This window comes from Mycolicibacterium thermoresistibile (genome assembly GCF_900187065.1).
In the GTDB taxonomy this organism is placed as follows: Bacteria; Actinomycetota; Actinomycetes; order Mycobacteriales; family Mycobacteriaceae; genus Mycobacterium; species Mycobacterium thermoresistibile.
Window position 1 is genome coordinate 1,076,694 of sequence record NZ_LT906483.1, and the last position, 17,591, is coordinate 1,094,284.

General features: G+C 71.2%; 14 protein-coding genes. 8 read left to right on the top strand and 6 right to left on the bottom strand.

Features of this window, described 5'->3' with window-relative positions:
- Window positions 1-17 precede the first annotated feature (17 nt).
- From rpsD to truA, 4 genes are all read left to right on the top strand, one after another.
- Window positions 18-623 carry a 30S ribosomal protein S4 gene (gene rpsD / locus CKW28_RS04965; protein WP_003925929.1) on the top strand — a complete coding sequence of 202 codons (606 nt, stop codon included), beginning with the start codon at window positions 18-20 and terminating at the stop codon, window positions 621-623.
- 99 nt (window positions 624-722) lie between these two features.
- A complete protein-coding gene (locus CKW28_RS04970) occupies window positions 723-1,778 on the top strand; it encodes a DNA-directed RNA polymerase subunit alpha (protein ID WP_003925930.1) in 1,056 nt (351 codons plus the stop codon).
- Between the two features lie 40 nt (window positions 1,779-1,818).
- A complete protein-coding gene (rplQ, locus tag CKW28_RS04975; RefSeq protein WP_040547061.1) occupies window positions 1,819-2,367 on the top strand; it encodes a 50S ribosomal protein L17 in 549 nt (182 codons plus the stop codon).
- Window positions 2,351-3,241, top strand: a complete 891-nt coding sequence (gene truA, locus CKW28_RS04980; RefSeq protein WP_081475509.1) for a tRNA pseudouridine(38-40) synthase TruA — start codon at window positions 2,351-2,353, stop codon at window positions 3,239-3,241. Before rplQ ends, truA begins: the two co-directional genes overlap by 17 nt.
- Before the next feature lie 222 nt (window positions 3,242-3,463).
- On the opposite strand, the gene CKW28_RS04985 is transcribed toward truA, so the two are convergent.
- The 3 genes from CKW28_RS04985 to CKW28_RS04995 all read right to left on the bottom strand — a co-directional run bounded on the left by CKW28_RS04985 (window position 3,464) and on the right by CKW28_RS04995 (window position 5,987).
- Window positions 3,464-4,174 (bottom strand): cutinase family protein, encoded by a 711-nt coding sequence (locus CKW28_RS04985; RefSeq protein ID WP_197700615.1) that lies wholly within the window; start codon window positions 4,172-4,174, stop codon window positions 3,464-3,466.
- 101 nt (window positions 4,175-4,275) lie between these two features.
- Window positions 4,276-4,929, bottom strand: a complete 654-nt coding sequence (locus CKW28_RS04990) for a cutinase family protein (RefSeq protein ID WP_003925934.1) — start codon at window positions 4,927-4,929, stop codon at window positions 4,276-4,278.
- A 23-nt stretch (window positions 4,930-4,952) separates the two neighbouring features.
- On the bottom strand, window positions 4,953-5,987 hold the full coding sequence (locus CKW28_RS04995) for an EamA family transporter (RefSeq protein ID WP_003925935.1): 1,035 nt from the start codon (window positions 5,985-5,987) through the stop codon (window positions 4,953-4,955).
- A gap of 44 nt (window positions 5,988-6,031) precedes the next feature.
- On the opposite strand from CKW28_RS04995, the gene CKW28_RS05000 reads away from it, so the two are divergent.
- Window positions 6,032-6,640, top strand: a complete 609-nt coding sequence (locus CKW28_RS05000) for a CGNR zinc finger domain-containing protein (RefSeq protein ID WP_003925936.1) — start codon at window positions 6,032-6,034, stop codon at window positions 6,638-6,640.
- 30 nt (window positions 6,641-6,670) lie between these two features.
- Here the strand turns inward: CKW28_RS05000 and CKW28_RS05005 are convergent, their stop codons facing one another.
- Complete coding sequence (locus CKW28_RS05005; RefSeq protein WP_061252237.1) at window positions 6,671-7,972, bottom strand: DEAD/DEAH box helicase; 1,302 nt, start codon at window positions 7,970-7,972, stop codon at window positions 6,671-6,673.
- A 372-nt stretch (window positions 7,973-8,344) separates the two neighbouring features.
- On the opposite strand from CKW28_RS05005, the gene eccB reads away from it, so the two are divergent.
- A complete protein-coding gene (gene eccB / locus CKW28_RS05010; RefSeq protein ID WP_003928025.1) occupies window positions 8,345-9,760 on the top strand; it encodes a type VII secretion protein EccB in 1,416 nt (471 codons plus the stop codon).
- On the opposite strand, the gene mycP is transcribed toward eccB, so the two are convergent.
- Entirely contained in the window at window positions 9,728-11,080 is a 1,353-nt protein-coding gene (gene mycP / locus CKW28_RS05015; protein ID WP_003928026.1) for a type VII secretion-associated serine protease mycosin, read from the bottom strand. The two genes, eccB and mycP, sit on opposite strands and share 33 nt — an antisense overlap.
- The gene (eccD, locus tag CKW28_RS05020; protein ID WP_003928027.1) at window positions 11,074-12,474 is read right to left on the bottom strand and encodes a type VII secretion integral membrane protein EccD; all 1,401 of its coding nucleotides are present in this window, start codon (window positions 12,472-12,474) and stop codon (window positions 11,074-11,076) included. Before eccD ends, mycP begins: the two co-directional genes overlap by 7 nt.
- 136 nt (window positions 12,475-12,610) lie before the next feature.
- Between eccD and CKW28_RS05025 the strand changes: the two genes are divergently transcribed.
- Together CKW28_RS05025 and CKW28_RS05030 are read left to right on the top strand one after the other, a co-directional pair.
- Complete coding sequence (locus tag CKW28_RS05025; RefSeq protein WP_040548740.1) at window positions 12,611-16,324, top strand: type VII secretion protein EccC; 3,714 nt, start codon at window positions 12,611-12,613, stop codon at window positions 16,322-16,324.
- Window positions 16,321-17,544: a type VII secretion-associated protein gene (locus CKW28_RS05030; RefSeq protein WP_050812127.1), complete on the top strand. Its 1,224-nt coding sequence runs from the start codon at window positions 16,321-16,323 to the stop codon at window positions 17,542-17,544. The genes CKW28_RS05025 and CKW28_RS05030 overlap by 4 nt, the downstream gene beginning before the upstream one ends.
- The last annotated feature ends 47 nt before the right edge of the window (window positions 17,545-17,591 follow it).

Here is a 17,591-nt window from a genome sequence, read left to right on the forward strand (position 1 = left end):
ACGAGGAGGAACTTTTCATGGCTCGTTACACCGGACCCGTCACCCGGAAGTCGCGTCGTCTGCGCGTCGACCTGGTCGGTGGTGATCAGGCATTCGAGAAGCGGCCGTATCCGCCCGGTCAGCACGGCCGCGCGCGGATCAAGGAGAGCGAATACCTGCTGCAGCTGCAGGAGAAGCAGAAGGCGCGGTTCACCTACGGGGTGATGGAGAAGCAGTTCCGTCGCTACTACGAGGAGGCCGTGCGCCGCTCCGCCGTCACCGGTGAGGAGCTGCTGCGCATCCTGGAGAGCCGGTTGGACAACGTGGTGTACCGCGCCGGGCTGGCGCGCACCCGTCGGCAGGCCCGCCAGCTGGTCAGCCACGGCCACTTCCTGGTCAACGGCGTCAAGGTGGACATCCCCAGCTACCGGGTGTCGCAGTACGACATCATCGACATCAAGGACAAGTCGCTGAACACCGTGCCGTTCCAGATCGCGCGGGAGACCATGGGCGACCGCCCGGTCCCCGGATGGCTGCAGGTCGTCGGGGAGCGTCCGCGCATCCTGGTGCACCAGCTGCCCACGCGTGAACAGATCGATGTGCCGCTCAACGAGCAGCTCATCGTCGAGTTCTACTCGAAGTAAGGCTTGACCCGGCCGCCCCGACGGCGGCCGGGAGGGTCCCCCGGGATGGGGACAGACTCGGCATCAAATAGCGGGTGCCGTGAAGGAGGAAGAAAACCCATGCTGATCTCTCAGCGCCCCACACTGTCCGAAGAGCCGATCTCCGAATACCGGTCCCGGTTCATCATCGAGCCGCTGGAACCCGGGTTCGGGTACACGCTCGGCAACTCGCTGCGTCGCACGCTGCTGTCGTCGATTCCCGGCGCAGCCGTGACCAGCATCCGGATCGACGGTGTGCTGCACGAGTTCACCACCGTCCCGGGCGTCAAAGAGGATGTCACCGACATCATCCTGAACCTCAAGGGCCTGGTCGTGTCCTCGGAGGAGGACGAGCCCGTCACCATGTACCTGCGCAAGCAGGGGCCGGGTGAGGTCACCGCCGCCGACATCGTGCCGCCGGCCGGTGTCACGGTGCACAACCCGGACATGCACATCGCGACCCTCAACGACAAGGGCAAGCTCGAGGTCGAGCTCGTCGTCGAACGGGGCCGCGGCTATGTGCCCGCCGTGCAGAACAAGGCCTCCGGCGCCGAGATCGGCCGGATCCCGGTCGACTCGATCTACTCGCCGGTGCTCAAGGTCACCTACAACGTCGAGGCGACCCGCGTCGAGCAGCGCACCGACTTCGACAAGCTGATCCTCGACGTCGAGACCAAGCCGTCGATCAGCCCGCGGGACGCGGTCGCGTCCGCCGGTAAGACCCTCGTCGAGCTGTTCGGGCTCGCCCGGGAGCTCAACGTCGAGGCGGAAGGCATCGAGATCGGCCCGTCGCCGGCCGAGGCCGACCACATCGCGGCGTTCGCGCTGCCGATCGACGACCTGGATCTGACCGTGCGGTCCTACAACTGCCTCAAGCGGGAGGGGATCCACACCGTCGGGGAACTGGTCGCCCGCACCGAGTCCGACCTGCTCGACATCCGGAACTTCGGCCAGAAGTCCATCGACGAGGTGAAGGTCAAGCTGCACCAGCTCGGTCTGTCCCTCAAGGACAGCCCGGCCGGGTTCGATCCGTCCCAGGTCGCCGGCTACGACGCGTCGAGCGGCACCTGGAGCAACGAAACCGGCGGCTATGAGCAGGACAACGACCAGGACTACGCCGAAACCGAACAGCTGTAAGCCAGTCCTCCTGGCTGGTCCGTAACTCAAGGAGTCACCAATGCCCAAGCCCACCAAGGGCCCTCGCCTCGGCGGGTCGTCCTCGCACCAGAAGGCGATGTTGGCCAACCTGGCCACGGCGCTGTTCGAGCACGGTCGGATCAAGACCACCGAGCCGAAGGCCCGGGCACTGCGGCCGTACGCGGAGAAGCTGATCACCCACGCCAAGAAGGGCACGTTGCACAACCGGCGTGAGGTGCTCAAGAAGCTGCGCGACAAGGATGTGGTGCACACGTTGTTCGCCGACATCGGGCCGTTCTACGCGGACCGCAACGGTGGCTACACGCGGATCATCAAGGTGGAGAACCGCAAGGGCGACAACGCGCCGATGGCCGTCATCGAGCTCGTCCGCGAGAAGACGGTGACATCGGAGGCGGACCGGGCTCGCCGCGCGGCCGGGGCACAGGCCAAGGCCGAGGAGGCCAAGCCTGAAGAGGCCAAGGCCGACAAGGCCGAGGATGCCGAGAAGCCTGAAGAGGCCAAGGTCCCCGAGGAGAAGGCCCCCGAGGAGAAGGGTGAGGCCGGATCCGAGGATGACGCCAAGTCCTGAGGACGTTCGCGACATGCCCGCCATCGATTCCGGTGGCGGGCATGTTCGTCTTCGGCTCGACATCGCCTACGACGGCACCGACTTCGCCGGCTGGGCGACGCAGGCCGGTCAGCGCACCGTTGCCGGAGTGCTCGAGGAGGCGCTGTCGACGGTGTTCCGCACCGCTCTGCAGCTGCGGGGGGCGGGCCGCACCGACACCGGGGTGCACGCCACCGGTCAGGTCGCCCATGTCGACGTCCCCGCCGACGCTCTGGTGCACGCATATCCGCGTACCGGCCGGCCGGCGGGCCACGAGTTCCTGCCCCTGGTGCGGCGCCTCGCCCGGTTCCTCCCGACCGATGTGAGGGTACTGGACATCCGGCGGGCCGCCCCCGGCTTCGATGCCCGGTTCTCGGCGTTGCGACGCCACTACATCTACCGGCTGTCGGTGGCGCCGTACGGGGTGATGCCGCAGCTGGCTCGCTATGTGACGGTGTGGCCGCGTCCGCTCGACGTCGACGCGATGGCCGCGGCATCGGCACAGCTGGTGGGTCTGCACGACTTCGCGGCGTTCTGCCGGCACCGGGAAGGCGCCACCACCATCCGCGATCTACAGCGGTTCGACTGGTCCCGGCACGGCGACCTGATCACCGCGAACGTCAGCGCGGACGCGTTCTGCTGGCAGATGGTGCGCTCACTGGTGGGGGCGGTGCTGAAGGTGGGGGAGGGCCGGCGGGACCCCCAGTGGTGTGCGGCGCTGCTGACCGCGACCCGACGGTCCAGCGACTTCGCCGCGGCGCCCGCGCAGGGCCTGACCCTCGCCGGAGTCGACTATCCACCCGACGACCAGTTGGCCGCGCGCATCGCAATCACCCGGGACAGGCGCGAACTCTAGACCCGGCGTTGCAGTCACCGCTGTGGGGGTGCGGTGGTGGCGTCCGATGTGCGCAGGCCGCGTCGATTGTGCCCCGGCGGTGCTCCCGGACGGGTTTCAGCGTCGTGGCCGCACTCTCATCGAAGTGGCCGCACTCTCATCGCAGTGTGCGCACGGTCAGTGCGCCGACCGCACACCCGCGGCGGTCAAGACACCCTGGCGACGGTCTCAGAGCCGGGGGTCTCAGAGCCGGGCGGCGACGAAGTCCGCGGCCTGATCGACCATCCCGGACTGCACGTACTTCGTCGCGGCATGGTCGGACCAGTTGTCCCGCCAGGTTTCCGGGTCGGCCGGGTTGCAGATCGGGTCGGCGCCGTGGCACAACTCGATCGTGCGCTCCGCGTAGAGGGGGCTGAAGTTCGAGATCGGGCCGGCCCATGCGATCCCGTTGCCGAACAACGCGATCGCGGCGATGTGCCGGTCCACCCCCGCGGGCAGCGGGCTGTCGAAGCCGAGCGCCGAGATCGGGACCGCGAGCACCACGTCGGTCACCGCGGCGCCCAGCGAGTAGCCGCCGAGCACCAACCTGGTGTCGGGGCAGGTCGCCGCCATGTGCTGGATCCGGCGGCTCATGTCGTTGGCGCCGATGTCGATCTCGTAATCGGCGGGGTACTGCACTGCATACAGCGAGACGTTCTTGTCGGTCTTGCTGCGCAGCGAGTTGACGAACGCGTTGCCGATGATCCCGGGGCCGGGGCTCTCCACCCGGCCGCGCGCGAAGATCACCTCCACGTCCGGGCACGGTGCCGCCTGCGCCACCGGGGCGAGCGGTGCCGACGCGGGTGAAACGGCTGATCCGGTCACCAGGCCGGCCGCGAGGAACAGCGCGGCGGTGAGCAGCGCTACGGTTCGCCGCGTCCCGGGAAGCTCAAGATCAGAATTCACCTCGCCCATGGTACCGACCATGAGCCACGGTCAACGTGGCTCAGCAAAATCGCTGATCACATTTGCCACAGGGCTGTGACGGGGAGAACGAGGGTCCCCGGGCGCACCGATCAGATCAACCCGGCGGCGAAGTCGGCCGCCGTCTCGATGTGCACCGACGTCTCGTAATTGGTGTGCGCGAACGGGTTGCGTCCGTTCGAACAGATCGGGTCACCGTCGCTGCACAGGTCGATGCCCCTGCCGCCGAACACCGGGCTGGTGTTGATCGGACGCCCGAACTTCGCCGACGGGTTGCCGAAGACCGCCACGGCCGCGACATTGCCGACGCTGCCGGTGGGCAGCGCCGAACCGACCAGCCCCACCCGGTCGCCCAGCGGCGGCAGTCCGCCCAGCATGTCGACCACCGCGGCACCCTGCGAGTAGCCGCCGAGCACCACCCGGGTCGACGGGCATTGCTGGGCCAACGTGGTGATCCGCGCGGTCGCATCGTTCGCGCCGTCGGTGGCCGCCAGGAAGTCGTAGGTGGCCGGATAACTGACCCCGTAGGTGGAGACGGTGCGTCCCGGTAACCGGGCCTGCAACGCATTCGCCAGCGCCTGACCGACCCGGCCGACGCCCGGCGGTTCGCTGGTGCCCCGGGCGAACACGACCTCGACGTCCGAGCAGGGGATGGCAGCCGCCGTGGGCGCCGGGACACCGGCCAGCAGCGCGGCCGAGCCCAGCACCGTGCCGGCAATGGCCGCGCAGCGGGTAAGCAGAGTCACCCGAACATGTTCACATGTTTGAGCTAATGAAGCTCGGGGACCCGTCGATCCGGGCCGTCGTCCACCGGTGTCGTCGGCGTGTCGCCGGTGCCGGGCACCGGTCGATCACCCTGCCTGGCAAGCGCCAGCCCGGTCAGCACGATCACTCCGCCGACCGCCTGCACCGGGGTCACGGTCTCGCCGATCAGCAGCCAGGCCGCCACGGTCGCGAACATCACCTCCGACAGGCCGACCAGGGAGGCGAACCGGGGCCGCAGCAGCGCGATGCCGATGATGCCCAGGGTGTAGGCGATGGCGGTGGCGATCACGCCGAGGCCGATCACCGGAACCAGCCACGACATGGTCACGCCCGCGATCACGGTGTCGCCGGTGGTGAAGGTCAGCGGTGCGATCCCCACCGCACCCGCGGTGGCCACCGTGACGGCGCCGACGAGCAGGCCGCCGGCGGCCAGGGTGACCGGGTGCAGCCCGTCCTCACCGGTGCCGACCCGGTCGGACATCAGGAAGTAGGACGCCGAGCACACCGCGGCCGTCAAACCCCAGGCGAGGCCGACGACGTCGAAGTGGGCTCCGCTGAACACGTCGAGCACCAACGTCATCCCGCCGACGGCGAGGGCGGTTCCGGCCAGGGTCAGGCGGGCCGGGGTGCGCCGGTGGACCAGCCACAGCCAGCCGACCACCAGGATCGGCGCGGTGTACTCCAGCAGCAGGGCCACCCCGACCGACAGGTGCGAGACCGCGTGGTAGTAGGCCAGTTGGGTGCCGGCGACCGGGACGATCCCGTACAGCACCACGGTGTGACGGTGCCGCACCGCCTCGCGCAGCCAGCCGGGTTTGATCGCGGTGGCGAAGAGCGCGAGGACGAGCGCGCCGCCGGTGAGCCGGGCGGTGACCGCCGCGGCCGGGCTCCAGCCGGCTTCCAACAGTGATTTGGCGAGCGGTCCGGACATCCCGAACGCACTCGCCGAGGCGATAGCGAACACCAAGCCGAGCCGGAAGTGGTTGACGGCAGAATGAATCCGCGCCAAGTCACCTCCCGGGAATACCGCCGATGTCATGAGTAAAATAGCTTATGGTCATGACATTACCGCCGAAGGGAGTCATGAGTCAATTGCTTTTCGGTCATGACACTGAGCTCACCTTGCGCTCCGCGTGTGCGTTGGTGAACAGCGACCGCGTGGCCGGTGAGCAACTCGGCGCGCCGCGCGACCTGGAGGCGTTTCTGGACGAATACGGCTGGACCGGTCGCCGCGACCGGGACGCCGCCGAACTGCGGTCGGTGCACCGGCTGCGGCGGCGTCTCGGCGCGATCTGGGCGGTCGCCGACGATGAGGAGAAGACCGTCGAGCTGGTCAACGCGTTGTTGCGCGACACCCGTGCCACGCCCTGGTTGACCCGTCACCCCGAGTTCGCGTCGTCGACGGTGGCCGGACAGCGGAACGGCCTGGACCGGCAGACCGAGTGGCATCTGCACCTGACCGCCGCCGATGCGCCGCTGTGGCAGCGGATGGGGGCCGAGATCGCGATGGCGCTGGCCGATCTGATCCGCGCCGGTGAGTTGCGACGGCTCAAGGTCTGCGCCGCGCCCGACTGCAACGCCGTGTTGATCGACTTGTCCCGCAACCGGTCCCGCAGATTCTGCGACACCGGCAACTGCGGGAACCGCCAGCACGTCGCCGCGTACCGGGAACGGCGGGCCAAGGCGCGGTGAACACGACACCCGGGCCCGCCGACCCGGCGGTCATCGGGTCAGAGACGGCCGGGTGGCCCGGCGGCGCGGCCTGCGGGCCCGCCCGTCGCCGGCGACGCCGGCCCGGGCAGCGGGACGCGGCCGCCGCGGCCGGTCGGTTCCCGCCGGCGCGGTCCCGGGCGGTGCGGTGCCGATCGGTGTGGTGAAAATCCGTTCGCCGGGCGCGATCTGGTGCAGCACGGGATGCTGCGGGCCGGTGAATCGGGTGATGACGGGTTTGACGCCGGCCTTGCGGGTGAGGGCTCGAACGTCGGACACCTGATCGTCGAGCATCAGGGTGACCACCGTGCCGGAAGCGCCGGCCCGCGCGGTCCGTCCGGACCGGTGCAGATACGCCTTGTGCTCGACCGGCGGATCGGCGTGCACCACCAGCCCGACGTCGTCGACATGGATGCCGCGGGCGGCGATGTCGGTGGCCACCAGCACCGTGGCCGAGCCGTCGGCGAACGCGGTCAGATTGCGGGTGCGGGCATTCTGGGCCAGGTTCCCGTGCAGTTCGACCGCTCGCACACCGCGTGAATTCAACTGCCGGGCAAGCTTCTTCGCGCCGTGTTTGGTGCGGGCGAAGACGATGGTGCGCCCGGGCGCCGCGGCCAGGTCGGTGAGGACGTCGATGCGCGCGGAAGGCTGCACGTGCAGCACATGGTGGGCCATGTCGGTGACCGGCGACTGTTCGGAGTCGACGCTGTGCACCACCGGATCGTCGAGGTAGCGCCGCACCAGCACGTCCACACCGGCATCCAGGGTGGCCGAGAACAGCAGCCGTTGGCCGTCCCGCGGGGTGCGGTCCAGCAGGCGCTTCACCCCGGGCAGGAAGCCCAGGTCGGCCATGTGGTCGGCCTCGTCGAGCACGGTGATCTCCACACCGGAGAGGTCGACATGGCCGGATGACATCAGGTCCTCCAGCCGCCCGGGGCAGGCGAGGACGATGTCCACGCCGGCGCGCAGCCGCTGGATCTGCGGCTGGGCGCCGACCCCGCCGAACACGGTGACCGACCGCAGCCCGGTGACCGCCGCCAACGGCGCCAGCGCCGTGGCCAGCTGGGTGACCAGTTCGCGGGTGGGCGCCAGGATCAGCGCGCGGGGACGGCGCGGGGTGCGTGTGCGGGGTTGCCGCGCCAGCCGCGCCACCACCGGCAGCAGGAACGCGTAGCTCTTGCCGGATCCGGTGCGGCCGCGGCCGAGCACGTCGCGCCCGGTCAGCGAATCCGGCAGCGTGGCGGCCTGGATCGGGAACGGGGTATGAACACCGGCGTCGGCCAGTGCGGTGACGACCGCGGCGGGTAGGTCCAGCTCCGCGAAGGTGACAGTGGGTGTGGGCCCAGGGGGTGTGGGCCCAGCGGGTGTGGGCCCAGCGGGTGTGGGCACAGCGGTGCCCGGGGTGTCATGAACAGACAAGTGAAAGCTCCGAAAGATCGATGGTGTCGTCCTGCCGGCGCGGAAACGGGTTCCGGCCCCTTGTGTTGGGCGCCTGATTCCCCTGGTCCGGGGATTCTGGTTTGGCGGCGGCCAGACGAACAGAAACGCGGCATGAGGCAGAACTGATGATGCCGCAGACCTCACTATACCCCCTCGAATTGGTGCGCCTGACCACCGTGCCGGCCGGTTACCGTGAATCCGGGCTCTGCAACGGGCTTCACCACAGGGGACAACGGGGGTTCGGCGGTGGGCCAACCGACGACCCGACTGCAGGTCAGCGGGTACCGCTTCATGTTGCGCCGGATGGAACACGCGCTGGTGCGCGCCGATGTGCGGATGCTCGACGATCCGCTGCGTGCCCAGTCGCTGGCGTTGACCGCCGGTGCGGTGCTGGCGGCGGTGGCGGTGGCCGGCTGCGCGGTGCTGGCCCTCCTGCGGCCCGCCGGTCGGCTCGACTCGGCGCAGATCGTGATGGAGCGCGAATCCGGGGCGTTGTACGTGCGCATCGACGACACCTGGCACCCGACGCCGAACCTGGCCTCGGCGCGGCTGGCGGCGCGGACGGCGGCCGATCCGCAACCGGTCAGCGCGACGGCGCTGGCGGACGCCGAACGCGGGCCCATGGTCGGCATCCCGGGCGCACCGGGATCGATCGGCCGTGCGCTGCCGCCCGGGCAGTCGACGTGGACGCTCTGCGACGGCACGACCACCACGCTGTGGGTCGGGGAACCGGTCGCCGGTGACCGCCTCGGTGATCGACGTGATGATCCCGACGCGGTGCTGGTGCGCTCCGCCGGCGGGCACGGCACCTATCTGCTCCACGACGGCGCCCGGGCCGCGGTGGATCTGCGCGACACCGCCGTGGTGCGCGCGCTGCGCCTCGAGAACGTCGAGCCGCAATCGGTTTCCGATGCGGTGCTCGAGGCGATCCCGGAATCCCCGCCGCTCACCCCGCCGGGGATTCCGGCGGCGGGCACACCCGGGCCGGCGCCGCTGTCCCGGATTCCGGTCGGCACTGTGGTGCGGTTGGCGCGTGCCTCGGCCGCCGGTGGTGAGGTCGGACCGGAGTCGGGTACCGAATCCGACTATTTCGTGGTGCTCGCCGACGGTGTCCAGCGGGTGGGCCGCATCACCGCCGATCTGATCCGGTTCACCACCGCTCAACCGCACCGCGAGATCGCCACGGTGGCGGCGGAGGTCATCGCCGCGGTGCCGGCGGTCGACCATCTGCGCGTCGCCACCTTTCCGGACCGCATCGAGACCAGGTCCGCGCCGGTGCTGTGCGTCCAGTGGGACGGTGCCGACGGAAGTCCGAGAACGTCGTTGCTGCTGAGAGATTCGGCGCCCGACGGGGCGCGGGTGGTGCTCGCGCAGGCCGACGGATCGGGTCCGGCCGTCGACGCGGTCGGCATGCCCGGGGGACGGTATGCGTTCGTGCGGGCCACCGGGCTCACCGGCGACGGCGGTATCGCGGGCTCGTTGTTCCTGCTCACCGATTCCGGGGTGGTGTTCGGCGTCCACGACGAGGAGGCCGCGCAGTGGCTGGGTCTGCCCGCCGACGCCCGGCCGGCGCCGTGGCCGATGTTGGCCCGGTTGCCGCGTGGTCCGGAACTGGGTGCGCAGGCCGCCTCAGTCAGCCGCGACGGGGCCCCGCCGGCCTGACCGGCCGAACACCGCAGCGCCGGCGGCGGCCAGGCACAGCAGCGCACCGCCGAACGCGATCCGGCGCGGTGCGGGGTCGGCTGCCGGTGTGGTCGGGGCGGGCAGCGTCCGGGTGAGGTGAGCCGGGGCGGGCCGGCCGGGCGCCGGATCCCCGCTGACCGCGGCGAGCGGATCGATGACGCCGTGGCCGACAAGGGGATTCCAGCCGGACGCCGGCGTCCGGGCGGTGTCGCGGATCCGTTGCATCACCTGACGGGCGGTCAGTTGCGGCCAGCGGGCCCGCACCAACGCGGCCAGCCCCGCGACAAGCGGTGCGGCGTAACTTGTTCCGGCAATCGGTGTGTCGCCGCCCGGTCCCGGCAGGGCGTCGACGAGTCCCTCACCGTCGGGGTCGAGCGACAGCACATCCTCGCCCGGTGCCGCCACATCGACCCACGGCCCGGCCAGGGTGAAGTCGGAGGGGTGGCCCTCGGCGTTCACCGAACCGACGGTGAGAACCAGGTCGTCATACCAGGCCGGGGTGACGACGGCGCGTACCGTCGCCCAATCCGGACGCCGGCCGGTCACCGGATTCTGGTGTGGGCACTGTCCCGCACCGCCGACGTTTCCGGCGGCGCTGACCACCACCGCATTGCGCACGTCCACGGCGTAGGCCAGTGCCGCGCCCAGCGCCCGGTCATCCGGGGGTTCGGTCGCGGCCAGGCACGCCACCGAGGAGACGTTGATCACCGACGCGCCCAGATCGGCCGCGGTGCGGATCGCCATGGCCAGGGTGTCGACATCACCGTAGCCGGTTCCGGACGGCTGATCGGTCGCCCGGAATTTGTTGCTGGACTGGCGGATCGCGATGATCGAGCTCTCCGGGGCGATCCCGCTGAATCCGGCTCGCCCGTCGCCCGGTGCGGCGGCGATGAGCCCCGCCACGATGGTTCCGTGTCCGTCACAGTCGTCTGTGCCGTCCCCGCGGTGGACGAAGTCACCGCCCGGAATCACCCTGGGCAGGAGGCGATGGCGGGCCACGCCGGTGTCGATCACCGCGACCGCCTGCCCGCCGCCGCGGGTCAACCGCCACACCGCGGCCAGATCCGCGGCGGTGAACCCGGACAGCACCGCATCGCCGGTGCGGCGCTGGGCCGGCCGCAGGCAGGGTCCCTGTTGTTCGGTTCGCTGCGGTGGGGCGGCCGGTCCGGCGTGGGGCAGCCGAGCGTGGTCGATCGGCGGTGGGGTGACCGCGTGCGCCCCCGGCGCGGCGCCCACCAGCGAAGCGGTGACCGCGATCGCCAATCCGCGGGCCAGTCGGGCGGGAGCGGATCTCACCACAACGCGAGCCCGCGGACCAGGCCGTACACCCCGGCGACCCAGCAGGCCAGCGGTGCCAGCGCAGCCAACACGACACACTCGGCCACATCCGCGGCCCGCCGGATCAGCGGGCTGACCGGTGCCGACGGTCGTCCGCCGGCCGCGACCAGCCCGATCGCCACAGCCAGCGCGCCCCACGCGCTCGCCTGACCTGGATGCTCGATCACCACCGCGGTGAAAGCCATTGTGGCGCAGCCTACCCCGCATCCGACGAGGACACCGCGGCGCAGCGCATCGGCGTGCGAGCGGGCCCGCAACACCAGCGCCGCGGCCAGCAGGGCGGTGAAGAGCGGACCGGTCCACCACGGCCCGCCGGGGCCGGATCCCGGTTCCCGCGCCGCCTGCCCGACCAGCACCCCTCCCAGCGCGATCAGGGTGGTCCCGATGACGGCGGTGACCGCCGCACCGGTGAGGATCCCGGTCAGGATCGCGTTACCGCGGACCAGCCGGGGAGCCGCCGGGGCGTCGTCGAACAGCGATCCGGGTGCGTCGGGACCGCCGTCCGGGGCGGGGGTGAGTCCGGCCAGCGCGATGGACAATCGCGGTGCCACGGCGAGAACCGCCATCGACAGGGACGCCGTCAGGACACCGATCACCACCGTCGGGACCGGCCACAGTACGGCGGGAATCAGCGAGATCGCCACGGCCGCCGCCCCCGTCGCGACCGCAGTCAGGCCGACGATGTCCACCCCGGTCAACCGGGCCATCACCATTGCCGCGGCCGCGGCGGCCGCGGCGGCCAGCATCAGATTCGGTGGGCCGGGCCCGTCGGGCACCACCAGCAGACCGAGCACCGCGGCGAGCATCACCACGATCAGCGCGGACGCCGTCGCGGTCAGGGGATCGCGTCGATGCCGATACGGCAGGACCGCCGCCACGGCGCCGACGGTGAGCATGGCCGCCGGCACGGTGCGACCGATGTCATCGCGCATCAGACCGGTCCAGACCACCGCGGCGGTCCCCGCGATCGGACACCACAGGGCGAGCGCCGTCCGGGCGCCGTGCCACCGTCCGGCGGCCGGCTCGAGGCCGGGCGGGGCCTCGGCGCGTGTCACCGGTGCCGATGCCGCACCGGTCAGCATCAGCAGTTCACCCTCGCGGATCCCGTTCTCGGTGAGGGTGCGGGAGGCATCCAGCACCGTCCCGCCGACCCGCGCCAGCTTCCAGGCGGTGGGCGATTCGGCGTCGACGCCGTCGGCACCGACGGCGAGATCCACGATCGCCGGAATCAGTTCGGCCACTTCGACGCCGGACGGCAGCGTCACATCGATGACGGTGCCGCCGCGGTCGGTGCCGATCAGCATGTCGACCAGCGTGTCGATCTGCACGCTGACCCGGCGGACCGAATCGCTCACGTGACCACCCCCCCGCAAAACCTGTTCCCGGCACGCTAACCCGAACGGCGGGGGTCTCAGCGCGGCAATTCTGCTCGTCCACAGCCATCCGGCCACCGCCGGGAACCGCATGCGCCGTCGCGGCGTCGTATGACCGATGGAGTTCTCTCGACGATCCCCGGGGACCGCGCCGGCACCGCCGGACCGTGCGCTCATCGTCCGGGCGCCCCCGCCGGTGCCCCGCGAGCTGCCCGCGAACCCGGTAGCCCGGTTGCTGCCGCTGGTCATGGTGGTCGCGATGGCCGGAATGCTGGTGCTGTACTTCACCTCCGGCAACTCCGCCATGCGCACCCCGGTGTTCTCGTTCTTTCCGGTGCTGATGGTGGCGTCGGCGGTCGGCACCCTGGCGTACGGGGCGCGCGGCACGCACCGCACCGCCGAACTGAACGCGGACCGCCGGCAGTATCTACGGCATCTCGACGAACTGGACCGGCAGGCGGCGGCAGCGGCCACCGCGCAGCAGCGGTCGCTGCACCGGCGGCATCCGCGTCCGGATGCCCTGTGGACGCTGGCCGGTGGGCCGCGGATGTGGGAACGCGCGCCCACCGACCCCGATTTCGGCCGTATCCGCGTCGGCGTCGCCGCGCAGCCGTTGACACCCGGGCTGATCCCGCCCGACCTGCCACCCGCCGAGGAAGCCGACCCGGTCACCGTCTCCGCGGTGCAACGGCTGCTGCGGGTCCGGGCCACAGTGCCCGATCTGCCCGACACGGTCGCGGTGTTCGACCACTCCGCGATCACCGTCACCGGCGACGACGCCCACGGGCTGGCCCGGGCGATGATCTGCCAGCTGGCGGTGCTGCACGGCCCCGACGTGCTGCGCATCGCCACCGTGACCACCGGCGACGACGGTGTCTGGGACTGGCTGAAATGGCTGCCGCACCACCGGCATCCGTGGTGCACCGGGCACCTCCGACACCGCGACCTCACCGAGATCGATCGCGCCGCGGACCGGGCGCGCTGGCTGGTGATCCGCGACGGTCATCGCGGTGAGGATGCGGCGCCGCCGGGCGTCACCGTGCTCACCGTCGCATCCGCCGCCGATTCCATCCGGACGGACGAACTGCTCCTGGACACCGGGGACCGCGACCGGTGCACCGACAGTCTCAGCCCGGTCGCTGCGCTGGCGTGCGCACGCCGGCTGTCGGCGTTCCGGACCGCGGCGGTACGCAACCGGTCGCCGTGGAACTGGTTGGAGTTGATGGATGTCGACGATCCGGAGCTGCTGCCAGACACCCGATGGGCCGATACCGGCGGCGCGGGCGCGGTGCTGTCGCCGGTTCCCCTCGGCGTCTCCGAGACCGGTGCCCGGCTCGATCTCGACATCAACGAGGCCGCACGCGGCGGCATGGGACCGCACGGACTGTGCGTGGGCGCAACCGGATCGGGCAAGTCCGAGCTCCTGCGGACCCTGGTGCTGGGGTTGATCACCGTCCACCCGCCCGAGGTGCTGAACCTGATCCTGGTCGACTTCAAGGGCGGCGCGACGTTTCTCGGTCTGGAGCGGGCCAACCACGTGTCGGCGGTCATCACCAATCTGTCGGACGAGGCGCACCTGGTGGCGCGCATGTACGACGCGCTGTCCGGTGAGCTGAACCGCCGGCAGGAGCTGCTGCGCGCGGCCGGAAACGCCGCCGACCTCGCCGAGTACACCGCGGCCCGGGCGACCCGGCCCGATCTGCCGCTGCTGCCCGCCCTGCTGATCGCGGTCGACGAGTTCTCCGAACTGCTGGCCCAGCACCCGGAGTTCGCCGAACTGTTCGTGGCGATCGGTCGGCTCGGCCGGTCACTGGGCATGCATCTGCTGTTGTCGAGCCAGCGGGTCGACGAGGGCCGACTGCGCGGTCTGGAGACCCACCTGTCGTACCGGATCTGCCTGAAGACGTTCTCCGCCGGCGACTCCCGAGCCGTCCTGGGCGTGCCCGACGCCTATCAGCTGCCCGCCCGTCCGGGTGCGGCGCTGCTGAAGACGGTGTCCGACGAGCTGGTGCGATTTCAGACCGCCTATGTGTCCGGACCGCTTCTGAGAACCCGCGAAAAGCCGGCCGAACCCGATGCGCCCCGGGTGTTCACGCCGGAACCCGCAGCCGCCTCCGCTGACCGGATGCGTTCCGACGGGCCGGTGCGCACCCTGCTCGACACGGTGGTGGACCGGCTGGCCGGCCACGGCACCGCGGCGCACCGGGTCTGGCTGGAACCGCTGTCGGCCTCACCGCCCCTCGGGGCGCTGCTGTCGGCGCGGCACGGCGCCCCGCTGACGGTGCCGATCGGTGTCGTCGACTGTCCGTTCGAGCAGCGGCGGATCCCCCTCGTCGCCGCCCTGGCCGGGGCCGACGGCAATGTGGCGGTGGTGGGTGGGCCGCAGTCGGGCAAGTCCACCGTGGTGCGGACCCTGGTCATGGCGCTGGCGGCCACCCACGATCCCCGCGACGTCCAGGTGTACTGCGTGGACTGCGGCGGCGGCGCCCTCACCGCGTTGTCTGCGCTGCCCCATGTCGGGGCGGTTGCCGGCCGCGGCGACGCCGAGCTGATCAGCCGGATCGTGGCGGTGCTGGAGAAGATCCTCGCCGACCGCGAGACCCGGTTCCGGGCCGCGGGCGTCGATTCGATGGCCGAACGCCGCCGGCGCCGACAGCGGGACGATCCGTACGGTGACGTCTTCCTGGTGATCGACGGAATCGCTGTGATCCGCAACGAATTCGACACCATCGAACCGCGTATCGCCGCGCTGGCCGCCCAGGGACTCGGCTACGGTGTGCACGTCGTCGTGACCGCATCCCGGTGGGCCGAGCTGCGGCCGGTGCTCAAGGATCAGCTCGGCACCCGCATCGAGCTGCGGTTGGGTGACCCGGCCGACTCGGAGATGGACCGCCGCCGGGCACGGCACCTGATCGACAGCCCGCCCGGGCGCGGGATCACCCGCGACGGCCGGGAACTCACGATCGCGCTCCCTCGCCTCGACGAGGCCGCGTCCACCACCGGGCTGGCCGCCTCGATCGCCGCCAGCGCGCAAGCCCTGCACATCCGCTATCAGCAGCGCACCGCCCCGCCGGTCGAGTTGCTGCCCGGCCGCGTCGACCATGAGACGGTGCTCGCCGCGGCGTCCGAGGTACAACGCGCACGGACGATCCTGGGACTCGGTGAGACGGACCTGGAGCCGGTCACCCTCGACCTCACCGAACAACCGCATCTGGTGATGCTCGGCGACCCGCGGAGCGGCAAGACCGCGGCGCTGCGCACCGTGTGCCGGGAGATCCTGCGCACCCACTCGCCGACTGCGGCGCAACTGCTGCTCGTGGATTTCCGGCGCACACTGCTCGGCGTCGTCGAGACCGAACACCTCGGGGCATATGCGATGTCGCCGCCGACCCTGCAGACCGCGCTGGCCGGTCTCGTCGACCGACTGCGCGCACGGTTACCCGACGCCGCGGTCACGCAACGGCAACTGCGGGACCGGTCGTGGTGGACCGGGCCCGAGTTGTTCCTGGTGATCGACGATTACGACCTGGTCGCCGAATCCGCCGCCGCCGCGCTGACACCGGTGACCGAACTGCTGCCGCACGGCAGGGACATCGGGCTGCATGTGATCGTCGCTAGGCGTGCCGGTGGCGCCGCCCGGGCGATGTTCGACCCGCTGCCGGCCCGGCTGCGGGAGACGGGCGCGGCAGGGCTGATGCTGAGTGCCCCGCCCGAGGAAGGCCAGCTGTGGGGATCGGTGCGCGCGACGCCCCTGCCGCCTGGCCGTGCGACGCTGCTCACCCGTGGCAGGCCGGCGCAGCTGATCCAGGTCTCGTGGATCGAGCCGCCGTGACCGGCGTCGCGGTCGCCGCCGGCCCGGCGATGGTGCTCGGCCCGCATCCGGTGGATCCCGAACTCGGCGCCGCGGCAGTGGAATTCATCGACGATGAGCTCGCCCTGGTCGCCGGGAAGCCCAGGTCGGTCACCGGCCTGTGGCGGCAGGTGCTCCACGCGGCGGCCGGTGCGGACCCGCCGGCGGTCCGGTTGATCTGCCCGCGGTGGTGGTCACGGGATCGGGTCCAGCGGGTGTTCGACGCCGCGCGCACCGTCGCCGAGCTGGTGGAGGTGCACCGCCGCGCCGAACTTCTCGCCGAGCGGGCCGGCACCACGGGAGCGGTGGTGGAGATCGCGCCGGAGCATGTCGCGGTGTGCGCCGCGGGCACGGTTGAGCTCGTCGCCAGATCCGACGATGTCGACGGTGTCTGCTCGGTCGTCTGCGCCACGGTGACGACGCTGCCCGTCCGACCGGCAGCGGTGCTCGTCGACGCGCCCGCCGAAGTGCCCGGTGCCGCAGTCCTGGCCGGTTTCCTCGCAGACCAGTTGCGGCGCAGACGGATTGCGGTCACCGTCGCCGAGCCCGACTGGTGGCGCCAACCACCGGCGGAACCCGAGCGCAAGACCCGGGCCCCGGGGAAGACCGACCGCTTCGGCGCCCGCCGGCGCCGGCGGCCCGCTGCGGGCGGTGTCGTCGCGGGGGCGGTGCTGGCCGCCCTGACGCTCACCCTGATGGGGGTGTGGCCGTCATCGGCCGGGCCGGAGCGAACGGAGACGACGATGCCGGATTCCATGCCGACGACATTGCTGGTGGAGGGCCGCATCGGGGTGGTGGTGCCGGTGTCGTGGCCGCCGCAGCGGGTCACCGGCGGGCCGGGATCGGCGCGCCTGCAACTGGTCTCACCGGAGAATCCACGGCGCGCGTTGCACATCACCCAGTCCGTGGTGCCGGCGGGCCACACGCACCGGCAGATGGCCGACGCGCTGGCGGCGGCGCTGCGCGATCAACGCGACGGTGTGTTCACCGCGTTCGATCCCGCCGATCAGCGGGGTGACCGCGCCGTCGTCAGCTATCGGGAGGTGCGCGCCGGCCACCACATCGAGTGGGTGGTCCTGCTGGACCGGGAGGTGCGGATCGCGATCGGCTGTCAGTATCCGTTGCCGCGCGACAGCGGGACGGACGCCGTCTCGGACCCGATATGCGAGCAGGCGGTTCGGTCCGCACACGCGGTCGTCTGAACTTCCCGGATCCCCGGATCTCGAATCCCCGGATCTCAATCGAATCT